This is a genomic window from Corynebacterium intestinale (assembly GCF_023574125.1).
GTDB lineage: Bacteria > Actinomycetota > Actinomycetes > Mycobacteriales > Mycobacteriaceae > Corynebacterium > Corynebacterium hesseae.
Genome location: NZ_JAMKFF010000008.1, coordinates 142,259 through 156,149, shown reverse-complemented (window position 1 = coordinate 156,149; position 13,891 = coordinate 142,259). Strand labels below are relative to the sequence as shown.

The 13,891-nt window shown below is 61.1% G+C and carries 10 protein-coding genes, 1 tRNA gene and 1 pseudogene; 5 read left to right on the top strand and 7 right to left on the bottom strand.

The window, feature by feature from the left end:
- Positions 1-123: 123 nt before the first annotated feature.
- Positions 124-778, top strand: a pseudogene (locus tag M5J06_RS09760) (IS3 family transposase); the annotation flags it as partial.
- A gap of 509 nt (positions 779-1,287) precedes the next feature.
- Here M5J06_RS09760 and M5J06_RS09755 read toward each other — a convergent pair.
- Together M5J06_RS09755 and M5J06_RS09750 are read right to left on the bottom strand one after the other, a co-directional pair.
- Positions 1,288-1,364, bottom strand: a tRNA-Met gene (locus tag M5J06_RS09755).
- A gap of 157 nt (positions 1,365-1,521) precedes the next feature.
- The gene (locus M5J06_RS09750) at positions 1,522-4,503 is read right to left on the bottom strand and encodes a UPF0182 family protein (RefSeq protein WP_250224541.1); all 2,982 of its coding nucleotides are present in this window, start codon (positions 4,501-4,503) and stop codon (positions 1,522-1,524) included.
- A gap of 123 nt (positions 4,504-4,626) precedes the next feature.
- Here M5J06_RS09750 and M5J06_RS09745 point away from each other — a divergent pair, with 123 nt between their 5' ends.
- Together M5J06_RS09745 and M5J06_RS09740 are read left to right on the top strand one after the other, a co-directional pair.
- Positions 4,627-5,217 carry a PPA1309 family protein gene (locus tag M5J06_RS09745; protein WP_250224540.1) on the top strand — a complete coding sequence of 197 codons (591 nt, stop codon included), beginning with the start codon at positions 4,627-4,629 and terminating at the stop codon, positions 5,215-5,217.
- A 77-nt stretch (positions 5,218-5,294) separates the two neighbouring features.
- Positions 5,295-5,975: a beta-N-acetylglucosaminidase gene (locus M5J06_RS09740; RefSeq protein ID WP_250224539.1), complete on the top strand. Its 681-nt coding sequence runs from the start codon at positions 5,295-5,297 to the stop codon at positions 5,973-5,975.
- A 21-nt stretch (positions 5,976-5,996) separates the two neighbouring features.
- On the opposite strand, the gene M5J06_RS09735 is transcribed toward M5J06_RS09740, so the two are convergent.
- Positions 5,997-7,073, bottom strand: coding sequence for a YlbL family protein (locus M5J06_RS09735; RefSeq protein ID WP_250224538.1), 1,077 nt, complete (start codon positions 7,071-7,073; stop codon positions 5,997-5,999).
- Between the two features lie 93 nt (positions 7,074-7,166).
- On the opposite strand from M5J06_RS09735, the gene M5J06_RS09730 reads away from it, so the two are divergent.
- Positions 7,167-8,585 carry a zinc-dependent metalloprotease gene (locus tag M5J06_RS09730; protein ID WP_144014372.1) on the top strand — a complete coding sequence of 473 codons (1,419 nt, stop codon included), beginning with the start codon at positions 7,167-7,169 and terminating at the stop codon, positions 8,583-8,585.
- Here M5J06_RS09730 and M5J06_RS09725 read toward each other — a convergent pair.
- Entirely contained in the window at positions 8,582-9,079 is a 498-nt protein-coding gene (locus M5J06_RS09725; protein WP_101735979.1) for a M48 metallopeptidase family protein, read from the bottom strand. The two genes, M5J06_RS09730 and M5J06_RS09725, sit on opposite strands and share 4 nt — an antisense overlap.
- A gap of 73 nt (positions 9,080-9,152) precedes the next feature.
- Between M5J06_RS09725 and M5J06_RS09720 the strand changes: the two genes are divergently transcribed.
- Positions 9,153-9,983 carry a TOMM precursor leader peptide-binding protein gene (locus M5J06_RS09720; protein ID WP_070564942.1) on the top strand — a complete coding sequence of 277 codons (831 nt, stop codon included), beginning with the start codon at positions 9,153-9,155 and terminating at the stop codon, positions 9,981-9,983.
- Here M5J06_RS09720 and M5J06_RS09715 read toward each other — a convergent pair.
- The 3 genes from M5J06_RS09715 to M5J06_RS09705 are packed head-to-tail and all read right to left on the bottom strand — an operon-like array spanning position 9,980 to position 13,849.
- Positions 9,980-12,034: an ATP-dependent DNA helicase UvrD2 gene (locus M5J06_RS09715; RefSeq protein WP_367615200.1), complete on the bottom strand. Its 2,055-nt coding sequence runs from the start codon at positions 12,032-12,034 to the stop codon at positions 9,980-9,982. The two genes, M5J06_RS09720 and M5J06_RS09715, sit on opposite strands and share 4 nt — an antisense overlap.
- On the bottom strand, positions 12,003-12,737 hold the full coding sequence (locus tag M5J06_RS09710) for an NAD(+) diphosphatase (RefSeq protein ID WP_250224537.1): 735 nt from the start codon (positions 12,735-12,737) through the stop codon (positions 12,003-12,005). Before M5J06_RS09710 ends, M5J06_RS09715 begins: the two co-directional genes overlap by 32 nt.
- Complete coding sequence (locus tag M5J06_RS09705) at positions 12,737-13,849, bottom strand: potassium channel family protein (RefSeq protein WP_250224536.1); 1,113 nt, start codon at positions 13,847-13,849, stop codon at positions 12,737-12,739. Before M5J06_RS09705 ends, M5J06_RS09710 begins: the two co-directional genes overlap by 1 nt.
- Between the last annotated feature and the right edge of the window lie 42 nt (positions 13,850-13,891).

Here is a 13,891-nt window from a genome sequence, read left to right as displayed (position 1 = left end):
GCGCCGCACCCGAGTGGTGCGGCTACCGGAAGTATCACCCCGAGCGCCGCGAGCTGCTACCAGATACTCACTGAAGCGCTACCAGATAGTCACGACACTGCTACCAAATAGCCGGTCGCAACAATTACCGCAGAACTTGCCGAGCGCTACCAGATCACCTTGAATCACAAGACTGTGGCTAAGCGGATGCGTGTGATGGGCATTGAAGGGATTTCACCGCGTGCCTTTGTCCCAGTGACAACAATCCAAGCCAAGCGTAAATCCACGCTTCCTGACCTAGTCAAGCGCATGTTTGATACCGGTGAGCTCAACCGAATGTGGATGTCGGATATTACCTACCTGCGCACCGGTGAAGGCTGGTTGTACTTGTGCGCGGTCCGCGATGGCCATTCCCGCAGGGTATTAGGCTGGGCTATGGATAGCGTTCAAGATACCTACCTGGTCGAACGGGCCCTGCGGATGGCACATACACTGCGTGGAGACGTTCCTGAAGGCCTGGTGTTTCACGCTGACCGTGGAACACAATTTACCAGTGAGAAGCTCTGGGAGGTCTGCCGCAGCCTGGGCATTGCTCAGTCCGTGGGGCGTACTGGTGTGTGCTTCGATAACGCGATGGCCGAGTCGTTCTGGTCGACGCTTAAAACTTAAGTTCTACGACCGCAAGCGCTGGGCGACCCGTGATGCCGCACGCAAGGCCGTTGCCTACTGGATTGAAGTCGTCTACAACCGTCGGCGCCGGCACTCCGCACTGGGGATGGTTAGCCCCGTCGACTTCGAGAACCACACAGGTTCAACCATCAGCAGAAAAGAAATAGCTGCCTAACCACTAGGTAGCTCCACTACGTGTCCACGATTTGCGGGCAACCCCATGATGAGATTCCGCTATTTATAATTATTGTTGAATGCATATAATTTTGATGGAGGAATGTCTATGACCTAGTACGGCAACCTTTCAATCCCCTCGGTCAGATCCCAGTATCTGACATGTTGATTGCCTGCTGTGTGCCACAACAGTGTGATTCCCCCTTTTTAAAAGGCCCTTCCATACTCTTTCGCAATTAGGCTACCTTTGTTGCAATTGTGGTGACTCGCAAGCACTTACCTTCTTCCGCAGTACGTTCCACCCCCACGAGCGAATTTCTACCCCCGCCCCTGAAAATCCGGCTTAAGGGCTTAAGGGACACGCTGCAAATCCACACGAACCCTTAACCCCTTACCCCTGGCCGCCCCGAGGACAGCAAAGCAAAGCCCCCCACCAGCCGAAAGGGCTGGTGGGGGTTTGGAAGTTGGTAGCGGGGGCAGGATTCGAACCTACGACCTCTGGGTTATGAGCCCAGCGAGCTACCGAGCTGCTCCACCCCGCGTCGAGATGTACTTCCGAACATCAAGCGCTTCAGCACACTGTGGTTAATCACTAGGATTGTTACCCCGTGTGCCGGCGACTCATGTAACTATACAGACGCCATGGCGCCTACCCAAATCCCCTGGGCAGGCGCCATTTCTCTGGACTACGTGGAGCTACTACTGAGACTGCAGCGAGCGGTACTCCTCCACTGCCTTATCCAACTCGTCCAAGGCCTTGCCGTACTCCTCAAAGGAACCGTTCTTTGCCTTGTCGACGCCATCGAGAGCCTTGTTGATGGCGTCGATAGCTTCGCCTTCACTCGATGCCTTCGGAGCGGAGGCCGGTGCGGAAGCGTCGGAGTCCTTAGCGTCCTCTGTATCCTTCTTCTCGCCATCGGTGGATTGCTCATCCTTCTCCGTCTGCTTGCCGGAGTCACCCTCAATTTCGGTGATGTCCTGGGCGGCCTTCGGGTCAATGCCGACCTGCTCTAGGGCCTCACCGATGGTCGGGGCATAGCCCACACGGCCCTTGTAGGAGACCAGCACGCGCAGCAGCTTCGGGAACGCGGACTCTTGACCCTTGCGCTGCGAGTAAATCGGCTCGAGGTAGAGGATCTCCCCATCCCCCACCGGCAGCGCCAAGAGGTTACCGTTCTTCAGGTCATTCGACCCCTGCCACAGCGTGCGGTCACGCGCCACCTGGTCGGAAGACATCATCGCGTCCTGTGCCTGCTTCGGGCCCTGGGTCTGGGTATTCGTCGGCAGCACGCGCACGGTGATGTTGCCGTAATTGTCCGGGTCCGAGGACACCGCCATGTGTGCGGAGAGGAACTGACGGTTCAGGCCACGGTAGGAGGTGATGAGCTGGAAGCTCGGCTTCTTGGTCTCCGGGTCGGCTGCCAACACGTAGTACGGCGGCTGGTTCAGTCCCTGAGATTCACCGGCGGTGGGGTCCTCCGGCACGGACCAGAAGGCATCGTTGTTGAAGAAGACGCCCGGGTCATCCACGTGGTACTTGGCCAGCAGATTGCGCTGCACCTTGAACATGTCCTCCGGGTAGCGCAGGTGCTGGCGCAGTTCGTCGGAGATCTCCGACTCTGGCTTGACGACGCCCGGGAACACACCCTCCCACGCCTTGAGCACGGGGTCTTCGGTGTCGAACTCATAGAGTTCGACGGTGCCATCGTAGGCGTCGACAGTCGCCTTGACCGAGTTACGAATGTAGCCCACCTGGTCGTTGACCAAGCGCTGCGTCGTGCCCGTCGGGTTCTGCGTGTCCTGAGTGGTCTCCGTCAGGGAGGTGCGCTGCGAGTACGGCAAGGAATCCAGCGTGGTGTATCCGTCCACGATCCACTTGACGCGGCCGTCGATAACCGCCGGGTAGGTGGAGGAATCCGTGGTCAGCCACGGGGCGACCTTCTCCACGCGCTCGCGCGGGTCGCGGTCATAGAGCAGCTTGGACTCCGGCCCCACACGGTCCGACAGCAGGAAGTTGAGTTCCTGGTACTTCAGCGCAAAGGCAGTGCGGTCAACAATGTTGCCGATGTCGACGCCACCCTTGCCGTCATAGGTGTAGGTGGAGGTATCGGTGTCATATTCGACGTCCTCATCACCGGTCTTGCCCACGATGGCGTAGTCCATCCCGTCCTGGGCGCTGGCGATAACCGGGCCGAAGTAGGTTCGCGGCTGGTCCACCTTGATACCGAGGGATTCTTCAGCGTTCTTGGTCTCACCCTCGCCTTCGGCGTCCTTGCCCGCCTGGGTCTGCAGGTCCGCCACCGTGAAGATGGGGAAACCACCACGGGCGGAACCGGCATCACGAGCCACCTCATCGACGGTGTTGGCCTGCGCGGCAATAAAGCCATTGCCGTGGGTGTACACGGTATGGCGGTTGATCCAGTTCTGCTGGTTCTCCTGCAGCTCATTCGGATCCAGCTCGCGGGCAGCGACCACGAAGTCACGCAGCTCGCCGTCGATCTCGTAGCGATCCATCGCCAGCGTCTCCGGGAAGCCGTAGAAGTTCTTCAGCTGCTGCATCTGGGTAAACGTCGGCGCCAAAATGTCCGGGTCCAGCAGGCGCAGGTTGGAAATGGTGGAATCATCGGAGGCGACCTTGTCATCGGAGACGTCGTCAGCACCCCAGTTCTCCTCGTAGGTCACCTTGTCATCGGTGAGGCCATAAGCAAAACGGGTGGACTCAATGTTGCGAGAGATGGACTCCGCCTCTTTAGCCTGGCGGTTCGGGTTAACGGAGAAGCGCTCCATAATGAGAGGCCAGCCCTGACCAATAACCAAGGAGGACAGCACCATGAGCACCACAGCGAGGCCCGGGATGCGCAGGTCCTTGATCACGACCGCCGAGAAAATTGCCACGGCCACGAACACGCCGATGATCATGAGAATGATCTTCGCCGGCAGGTAGGCGTTGATATCCGTGTAGGAACCACCCGTAAACAGCGAGTGCTCGGTGTAGAGCAGCTGGTAGCGGCCCAACCAGTAACCAGCCACCTGCAGCAGCATCCACAGGCCGGCGGTCACGGCAAGTTGAGTACGCGCCGACTTCGATAGCGAACCACGCACACCCGCAGCGCGGTTGCCCAGGCGGATACCGCCGAGAATGTAATGCCCCACGAGTGCGATGAGGAAGCACACGGCGACCAGCATGGAGCCAGCGCTGACCAACATCGTCCACACCGGCAGGCTGAAGGCGTAGAAGCCGAGGTCGTGGTTGAACTGCGGATCCGTCACCCCAAAATCGTGGGAGTTGAGGAAGAGCATGATGGTCCGCCAGTTTGCTTGCCCCAGCAGGCCCGAGACGACGCCAACGAGGACCGGGATGACCTTGAGGAAGACCCTCATCGTGCTCTCAATGGATTTGCGATATTGATAAACCGGGGAATTGAAGTCCGCCATGTCCATCGAGTCCCCGCGCCCCCGCCACACAATCAGGCCCGCAACGTACGTAATAGCCGCTGCTACGAGGCCGAAGAGGATGAAGAGGACGATGCGCGTGATCAAGGTCTTGGTGAAGACCCCGCGGTACTCAATCGCGCCGAACCACTTCCAATCTGTATAGAAGCCCACCAACATGGGGCCAATGAACAAGAGGACCGCGATGATGGCGACAACCCACGAGAGAAATTTGGGCGGACGTTTCATCGGGGCGGTGGGTCGGTTGAGTCCGGAAGCCAACTCCAGCTCCAATCAAGTGTCGTGCGAATATAGAGGTATCAAGCTTCTAGTCTAGAGAAGCACTATGACCGTCAACGAACAAGGACGCTTATGAGTTCCCAACCTTCCTCCCAGCCCGCTGTACACCGCGCGCTCAACAAGGCCATGCGCGAAGCCGTGGACTTCATCCACGCCGAGGGTTGGGATGCACCTCCTACCCTTTTTGCTCTCGTCCCCACTGAGCTGGTGGCCGCCCAGCTTGGGGACGTGGACGACTCCTCTCCCCTCACCCTCGTGGTGCAAGAGTTGCCGGAAGGCATCGAACCGGGATCGGAGCACCTCGCGGACTACGTCTCGCGCCTGGCCTGGCCACAGGAGATCGCCGGCGTCATCCTGGCCCAGGAGATCATGTTTAAGGACACCTCGGACGCCGCGCTTGGCGACGCCCGCCCCGCCCGCCTCTTCTCAGGAGTCCTGCGAGCTACCGCCATGGACGGAAGCTCCACAGTCGATGCCGAGGAGCTCGACGAGAACGGCGCCGAGCTCACCCTGCTGCAATTGCGTCCGACCGAGGAGGAACTCGCTGAGGCCGGCCCCTTCGCGGAAGATGATATTCAGCTGCGCGGTGGTCCGAATGTGGCACCGGGGGTCATCGCTGCCCTACGCTACGGGTTGGAGCAGGATCCGGAAGAGATACTCTAATCGACTAAACTCAGAATGCAGTGGCCATTAGTGCTCAGCTCTCCGGGCTGGGCACGCAATTGATAGAGGAGTCTCTCGTGCGCTTGACATCCCGCTTCACCGCCGCAGCTTCGGCCGTGCTTGCCACCGGCTGCCTGCTCACCGCATGTGGGAAGGACGATGCGCCCTCCCCTGAGCCGGCACCTGCGAGCGAAGCAACCACCGCCGCGGAGAAGACCAGCGTGCCGGCCCCGGCCACCTCCGCCGAGGAATCCGAGACGACCACTCCCGCTGCGTCCGAGTCTGCAGACAGCTCGGAAGCAGAAGATGAATCCTCGACAGCAGGAAGCTCCGCTGCTCGGAAGGACAAAGACAAGGACGCCAGCGAGTCCGCTGAGCCCAGCGGCAAGTTCACCGACTCTGTGGAGCAGGCTTATGAGATCTTTGGCGGCCTCGTCCCAGAGGAGATCTTCGCTCAATTCGACCGCTGCGATCCCAACGGCGTGACGGATTCCTTCAACTGCTCCGGTTCCGAGGTGGGACAGTTCCAGTTCTTCAAGTCCAAGACCAAGGCTTCCCAGACCACTCAAGTTCTCACCGAGCTGCGCAGCTCCCGTGTCATCGAGGACAGCGGCAACCGCGTGGTGGGCTGGTCCATGCTGGGTAATACGGCCATCCTCACCGTCGTGGACAACGACGAAGGCCTCATCATGCAGCAGATGATCTCCACGGACCAGGACGATCCGGAAAAGCGCCTCAAGGAGCTCGGCCTGGTCTAAGGGCTGCAAATTCCTTTAGGTCTAGCCTTCGCAGGTCTCGACGGGCTTGCCCTCCGCAAAGTCGTGCATGGCCGTGATGGCGTCATCCAGCGTGTGGACCTTGGCCACCACCATGTCGCCGGTGCCACGGCTGACCGCCTCCGCGCAATTATCTGCAGGTGCGAGGAAGAGCTCGGCGCCCGCTTCCTGCGCGGCGTGCACCTTGTGGACGATGCCACCGATGGGGCCAACCTCGCCGTCCTCACCGATGGTGCCCGTGCCGGCAACAAACCGGCCGCCGGTGAGATCCTCATCAGACAATTTGTCAATCACCGCCAACGTAAACATCATTCCGGCCGACGGCCCACCGATGTCCTGTAGGTTGTAATCCACGGTGATGTCTTCGGTGGGCACTGAGGTCATGAGGATACCTAGCAAAGCTACGTCGTCGTGCTCTGGGTGTGCACCGAGGGTCACCGAGACTGTCTTTTCCTCGCCCTTGCGAATAATCCCCAGCTTCACCTCATCGCCGGGCTTAAGAGCGCGGATCTTCTCCTGTACCTGGCCAGGCTCCGTGACCTTGTCGCCGTTGACGGCGGTGATGATGTCGGCGTCGTCAAGCGCGCCCGCAGCGGGGCTGTCCTCAAGCACCTGTGCTACCTCGATACGCACGGGCTTGTGCAGGTAGTCCATGGCGGCGACGGTAGCCGCCGACTCAGACTGGGTAAAAGCCTGTTGATTGGCTTCCTGAACTTCCTCATCCGTCTTGCCTTGCGGGATGACGCTGCCGATGGGGACGATGGTGTCATCGGTGAAAAGCCACCGCCCCAAAGCTTGAGCCAACGTCATGTTGGTGCGAACAGAGACCGTCGTCATGTTGAGATGCCCCTGCGGCTGGAACGTTTCCGGGGCCTCGACGTTGACCACCGGCTCCCCTTCCACTTCACCCAATGTGTCCACGGTAGGGCCTGGTCCTTCGGCGGCGTACGGCACCGACAGGGTGATGTCGGTGCCGGGGATGTGGTCGACGCTGAGCAGGGCTCCCGTCAACACCACCGGAATGGCTCCCCACGTCAGGGTGGACAGGCGGCGGGATCGGGGGTTCTGCGAAGATTTCACGGAGGATCAGCCTACAGCCTCGTGATGCTTGTTCGCTCTCAGCGTTGCCGTGGTCCTAGAATCCGCGCTAGGAAACCTAGTAGATTAGGCCCCATGAGCAACGGATTCGGTTTTTCCTTCCCCAATAACGACGATGACGATGATAACGATCGTCGCGACCAGAACCCGTTCGGCGCCTTCGGCTTCAGCGCGGGCAACGGTGGCCTAGGAGACTTGTTGAATCAGTTTGGCCAGATGCTCTCCGGTATGGGTTCTTCCATGAATTCCCCGGAGGGTGCCGGCCCGGTCAACTATGACCTGGCCAAGCGCATCGCGCACCAGCAGATCTCCGGCGATAAAGAGATCAATGATAAAGACCGCACTGCAGTGCAGGAAGCCGTGCGGTTGGCGGAACTGTGGCTGGATGATGCCACGATTCTGCCCACCGCATCCGGCACCGTGACCGCGTGGAATTCTGCGCAATGGTTGGATGAGACTCTGCCGATGTGGCAGCGCATGGTCACCCCGGTGGCGGAGCACATGAACTCCGCGCAGCTGGAATCCCTGCCGGAAGAAGCTCGCGAGATGATGGGGCCGATGACCTCGATGATGAACTCGATGTCCGGCATGAATTTCGGCATGAAGCTGGGCCATGCCCTGGGTGACTTGGCCGCGCAGGCGCTCACCGGTTCTGACTTCGGCTTGCCGGTTTCCCCCGCGGGCACCACCGCACTCTTGCCACACAATATTCAGGCCATCGCACGCGATCTCAATGTTCCGGGCCAAGAAGTGTTGGTCTATATCGGCGCCCGCGAGGCTGCCCGCCAGCGCCTGTTCAAGCATGTGCCGTGGTTGGTTGAGCGCCTCGTCTCCTCCGTGGAGGAATACGCCATGGGCTTGGTCATCGACACTTCTCACATCGAGGAAGCCACACGCGAGCTCAACCTGGAGTCCGGTGACCCGCAGGCCATCCAGGATGCGATGAACAAGCTGCAGGGCATGGACCTGTCCCCGCGGATCACCTCCCGCAATGCGGGCGCGGCTTCCCGCTTGGAGACTCTCCTGGCGCTCGTCGAGGGCTGGGTCGAGCACGTAGTGACCGAGGCCCTGGGTGAGCGCATCCCGTCCACGAAGGCGATGAATGAGGCGTGGGCTCACCGCCGCTCCACCGGTGGTTCCGCAGAAAAGGCCTTCTCCCAGGTCGTTGGCATTGAGCTAAACGCGCCGAAGGTAGAGGCGGCAGCTGAGCTGTGGCGCCGCGCCACCGTCGCAGTGGGCGCCGATAAGCGTGACTCCGCCTGGGACCACCCGGACCTGCTGCCTACCGCAGAGCACCTGGAGAACCCGGCTTCCTTCATCGACGGATTGCTCGATGACACCCCCGACGAGGGCTTTGAAGAAGAGTTTTCCAAGCTGGAGGAGATGCTCCGCCAGCAGGACGCCAGCGCCAGCGATACCGCTGACGAGGACAAGAACACGGACGCCGGCGAGGATAAAGAAAACAAAAAGGACAAGCCGGAAGACGAGAACTAGCGGAAGCGCTGGTAGGCCTCGAGGTATCCCTTCGCGCGCTCGGCTTTGGGGGCTCGATCGGCCCACTCCCAAAATTCCGGGCCATGGCCCGGGATGAAGGTGTGCGTTAGCTCGTGGATAATGACAGCGTCGAGGACGTAGTCGGGAACATCCTGCAGCCGGTCAGAAATCCGAATATCTCCCGTTGAGGTAGTGCAACTACCCCAGCGGGATTTTTGGTTACTCACCCACCGGATGGATCCCACCGTGGCGCGGCCCTCTAGGAAACGAGCATTTAGAGTGCGGGCGCGGGCGGTCAGGGAGTCGTCGGAAAGCTGCGAAGAACTGTGCTTCTTGCGGACCTTCGCCACGATGCCATCCACTGCTTCGCGCTCCTCCGCCGCCGACATCCAGGCGGGGATGCGCACCTCCACGACGCCATCAACGACGCGGGCTTGGACAGTGCGGCGGCGCCGGGCGGAGCGGATGACGCGTACCTCGGGATTGCTCGACATGACAGGGCATTCTACCTGTGGTGCAATGGTGGCTAAACACAACTGGGGTGGGTTAAAGAACGGGGAGGAAAACATGAATGCTAAGACGTACATGTTGGCGCCAGAAACCGTGGTCATTGAACGCGAGCCTGGAATCCTCCAGTGTGGGATGGATGCCACGCGCGTTGGGGTCTTCGAAGCCCACCCGCAGCTGGCGGGGCTGCTCAACCGGCTGCGCACTCCGCTGACCCGGCAGACCATTGAAAAGTCCATCGAGAACACAGGCGTTAGCGCCTCCGCTGCTCGCAGTCTGGTCGATGATCTGATTAGCTACCGCGTTCTGTGGCCGGCTCCCCGTCCCCAGCGCGTGGCGGTTTTGGGAACCTCGGCCCTGGCCAATGAGCTGCGCGACGTCCTGCTTAGCGATTCCTTCCAACCCCGTTCCCCTCTCCACAGCGAAACCCCCGCCGAGTACATCGCGAACGTGGCCGGGCACCTGCCTATCGTGGCCGTCGATATGTTGGATGGCGCCACGGAATGGGCACAGGCACTGAGTAATTCCCCAGCGACCTGGCTGCCAGTGTCCATGCTCGATGCCCGCGGCATCATCGGACCGGTCCGCGTAGCTGGAGCCGGTCCCTGTCCGATGTGCGCGCACCTGCACCGCATCGAAGCTGACGAGCAGTGGCACGAGGTGGCTCACCGCGCCGCGGCGGTGGAGCCACCGGGTGATCCCATCGTGCGCACGGCGATAGTGATGCATGCGGTGGTGACCATTCGCCGGCTCTTGGGAAGACCCGCCCCACCTGGGGCACCCGGCGGTAAACCGCTAGCTGGTGAGCTCACGGAGATAGACCTCTACGGCATGGAGCAACGCCGCCTGCTCATTGAACACCCGCGCTGCGCGTATTGCGCCGGTGTTTAAGCGCGGGCAGACGCGATGATCTGCAGCACTTCCGCGCCATAGCGCTCCAGTTTGGAAGGGCCCACCCCGGAGATATCGAGCAGCTCCGCTTCGTTTGTGGGAAGCGCCTCCGAGATCGCTTGCAGGGTGGCGTCGGAGAACACGACATAAGCAGGTACCTGAGAGTCCTTCGCCACGGACGCGCGCCACGCGCGCAGTGCGTTGAAGACATCCTCATCGCCCTCGTATTCACACCACTCGTGGCGGCCTAAGACCTTTTCCGCTGGGCTGCTGAGCTGGCCCGAGCACACCCGGCAGCGGCGCGGGCGATAGCGGCGGTTGGAGGATTGGCTTTCTTCGATTCCTGGCACCACGCCATCCAAGAAACGAGTGCGCTCACGCGAAGCCCGCGAGCCGGTGGTCTTTGCCAGAGCCCACGACAAAGCTAGGTGCTCGCGCGCACGAGTAATGCCGACATAAAACAGCCGGCGCTCCTCCTCCACGTGCTCATCGCCGGCCTTGATGGCGTGGTTGATGGGTAGCAGTTTTTCGGTGAGACCAACGAGGAAGACCGCATCCCACTCCAAGCCCTTGGCTGCGTGGATGGTGGCCAAGGTGACGCCCTCCATCGTGGGGTTGTGCTTGTTTTCGGAACGGCGGTGTAGCTCACCGAGCACGCCGGGAAGATCGATGCCCTCGTGGTCCTCCACGATTTGTGCGATGAGATCCACCAGTGCGGTGAGCGACTGCCAGCGCTCACGGGCCTGCGCGCCCTGCGGCTCCGTGGCGGACAGTCCCAGCTCCACGAAGGCCGCGCGCGCCACGGCCACCGGATCGTTCGGCAGATCATCGCGGCGCGTGGCGGCGATGAGCACGCGGATGGCCTCCAAGATCTCTGGGCGGCGGAAGAAGCCTTCGCCGCCGCGGACCTGGTAGACCACTCCGGCGTCGGCAAGCGCCTGCTCAAACTGCTCCGACTGCGCGTTGATGCGGTAGAGGATCGCAATCTCCGAGGCCTTAACTCCCTGGTTGAGCAAGGTCAGAACCTGGCCCGCGACCTCCTTGGCCTCAATCTCCTCAGACTCATAGGCCTTAAACGTGGGCTCGGGGCCGGGCTCGCGCATACCCTGCAGCTCCAGACGGGTTCCCGCAGCGCGGCCCGAAGCCTTTGAGATAACGTCGTTGGCCAAGTCCGTCACCTGCGGGGTGGAGCGGTAGTCTCGCTGCAGCTTCACCACAGTGGCCTGCGGATAGGTACGGGAAAAATTCAGCAAGTACTCCGGTGAAGCCCCGTTGAAGGAATAAATGGTCTGGTTAGCATCGCCCACAACCGTCAGATCATCGCGCTCTCCCAACCAGGCTTCTAAGACGCGTTGTTGCAGCGGCGTGACGTCCTGGTACTCATCCACCACGAAGGTCCGGTACTGCTCGCGGAATACCTCCGCCACCGAAGGAACGTTCTCGATGGCACCGGCGATGTGCATGAGCAAATCATCGAAATCGAGGTACATGAGATCCGGGGTGGCCTTCATGTCCTCATAGCGACGGAAGACCTCCGCCACCTTGGCTGGGTCCCCCGGTGCCTCGCGGTCCGTGGATTCGATGATGCCGGGATAGCCCTCGGGGCTGATCAGCGAGGACTTTGCCCACTCGATTTCCCCCAGGAAGTCACGGATGGTGTCCTTGTTGTTGTCCAAGCCAAGCGAGCGCACCGCGCGGCCGACCAGGCTGAACTTGTTGTCGATGAGCTGCCAGGGCAGATCCCCCGCAACCTGCGGCCAAAAGTACTTCAGCTGGCGGCGCGCCGCGGCGTGGAAGGTTTGGGCCTGTACTCCCCCGACGCCCATGTGATTGAGACGCTCGCGCATTTCGCTTGCGGCACGAGTAGTAAACGTGACGGCCAGAACGCGTTGTGGGTTGACAAAGCCCTGGTCCACCATGTGGGCGATGCGATAGGTAATCGTGCGTGTTTTTCCCGTACCGGCACCCGCCAGGATGCAGACCGGACCGCGCGGCGCCGTGGCTGCGGCCCGCTGGTCTTCATCGAGCAGGGACAGATCCGGTCTCATCACCGTGGAACCACTCCATAATCATCGTGTGTGCAATTGAGCCCTTGCGGGCAATGGTCAGTTCTGGCAGCTCAGCGCGGGACACCCACCGCACCTCCGCGAGCTCCCCGTCAGTATCGCACACGGGCCGGACATCCTCCGTGACCGCGGAAAAGCCCACCATCAGCGAACCACTCGGTGGCCAGGGTTGCGAGCCCCAATAGGAAACTGACTCAACGCGACGGCCGGTTTCCTCAAGTGCCTCGCGGATCATCGCTTCTTCGAGGGTTTCGCCGGGATCAACATAGCCGGCGATGAGTGAAAAGAACCCTGAACGGTGCCGGTTGCGAGCCAGAAGAATACGGTCCGTTTCTGGGTGGCGGATGATGCCGATGACGGCCGGATCGAGGCGCGGGAAAACGAGGCGCTCGCCATCGTGGCCCACGGCCCCCGGGGCAGGATAGGACAGCTCACGTCCAGTTCGCGGATCAAAGCGCGCTTCACGACGGTTACGAATCAGGTGCAGTGCTTTGAGGATATCGCGCTGCCCGTTGAAGAAGGTGGCATCGCGCAACGTCCCGAGCCGCTCGGCGGACTCAGTGTCCACGAGGAAAGCGTGGATGGACCCGGCTGTCACCACGATATCTCCCGCCGGCTCAGCCAGGTAAACAGGTTGCCCTTGTGGCGTTACCGGAACGCGGCCGGCTTCGGTGACGGGCAGGAACATTAGTTGCCTTCGTCCTCGTCTTCATCGGTATCTTCCGCGGCTTGCTGCATCTCGTGCTTGATGTAGAGCAGGCGGTCACCGGGCTTGAGCGCGTAGGCATCTGCCGTGTCGACGCGGTGCAGCTCGTTATTACGCAGGACTGCCAAGACGATGTCCGCGAGGTGACGCGGGTTGGAGCCCACCTCGAATTCGCGTACCGCGCGCTCAGCCACGGAGAAGCCCTCATTCGGAGAGAGGAGATCCTCCATCATCTCCACCACCGTCGGCGTCACGGTGGCAAGCCCCAAAAGGCGGCCGGCAGTCTCCGCGGAGGTAACCACCGAGTCGGCACCGGACTGCAGGAGAAGGTGGCGGTTTTCGGATTCGCGCACGGAAGCGACCACCTTGGCCTTGGGGTTGAGCTCGCGCACGGACAAGGTACACAGCACCGCGGTATCGTCCGTGGACGGCGTCACCACCACGGAAGAGGCGTGCTGCGCACCGGCGATGCGCAAAACGTCCTGCTTAGTTCCGGAGCCGTAAATGGTGACGAGGCCGTGATGCTCGGCGCTGGCTAGGGCCGCACGGTTATTGTCTACGACCACGATTTGGGATGCGGGAACGTCATCGGCCATGAGCGCGGCGACCGCACCGGCGCCCTTGGTGCCATAGCCGATGACAACGGTGTGGTTACGCAATTGCTTTCTCCAATTCTGGATTTCAAAGGTGCGGCGGGCTCGATCCGTCAGAACCGACAAGGTAGCACCGACCAACAAAACAAGGAAGAGCAGGCGGGCCGGGGTAACGATAACGAGGTTGATGAAGCGCGCGGTGGGGGTGACGGGGACGATATCGCCATAGCCCACAGTGGTCAACGACACCGCTGAATAGTAGGCGGCATCGAGGAAGGACAGGTCTTCGCTGTAGCCATCGCCGTCGAAAAAGACAATGATGGTGACAAAGACCATCAGCCCCATAGCCCAGATAACTCGGCGCGCCAGTTGCTTCCACGGGCTGGTGCTCTGCGTGCGCGGAATCGTGATGACGTCGATCAGCGCATGATCTGGCTGCGAGGTCAGCTCAACCTGCGACAAGAAACGCGACGTAATGCGTTTGCCTATGTGCTTGGGCACGAAGCGCCAACCTCCCTAGATGATGCGGATTTCCTCGTGAGA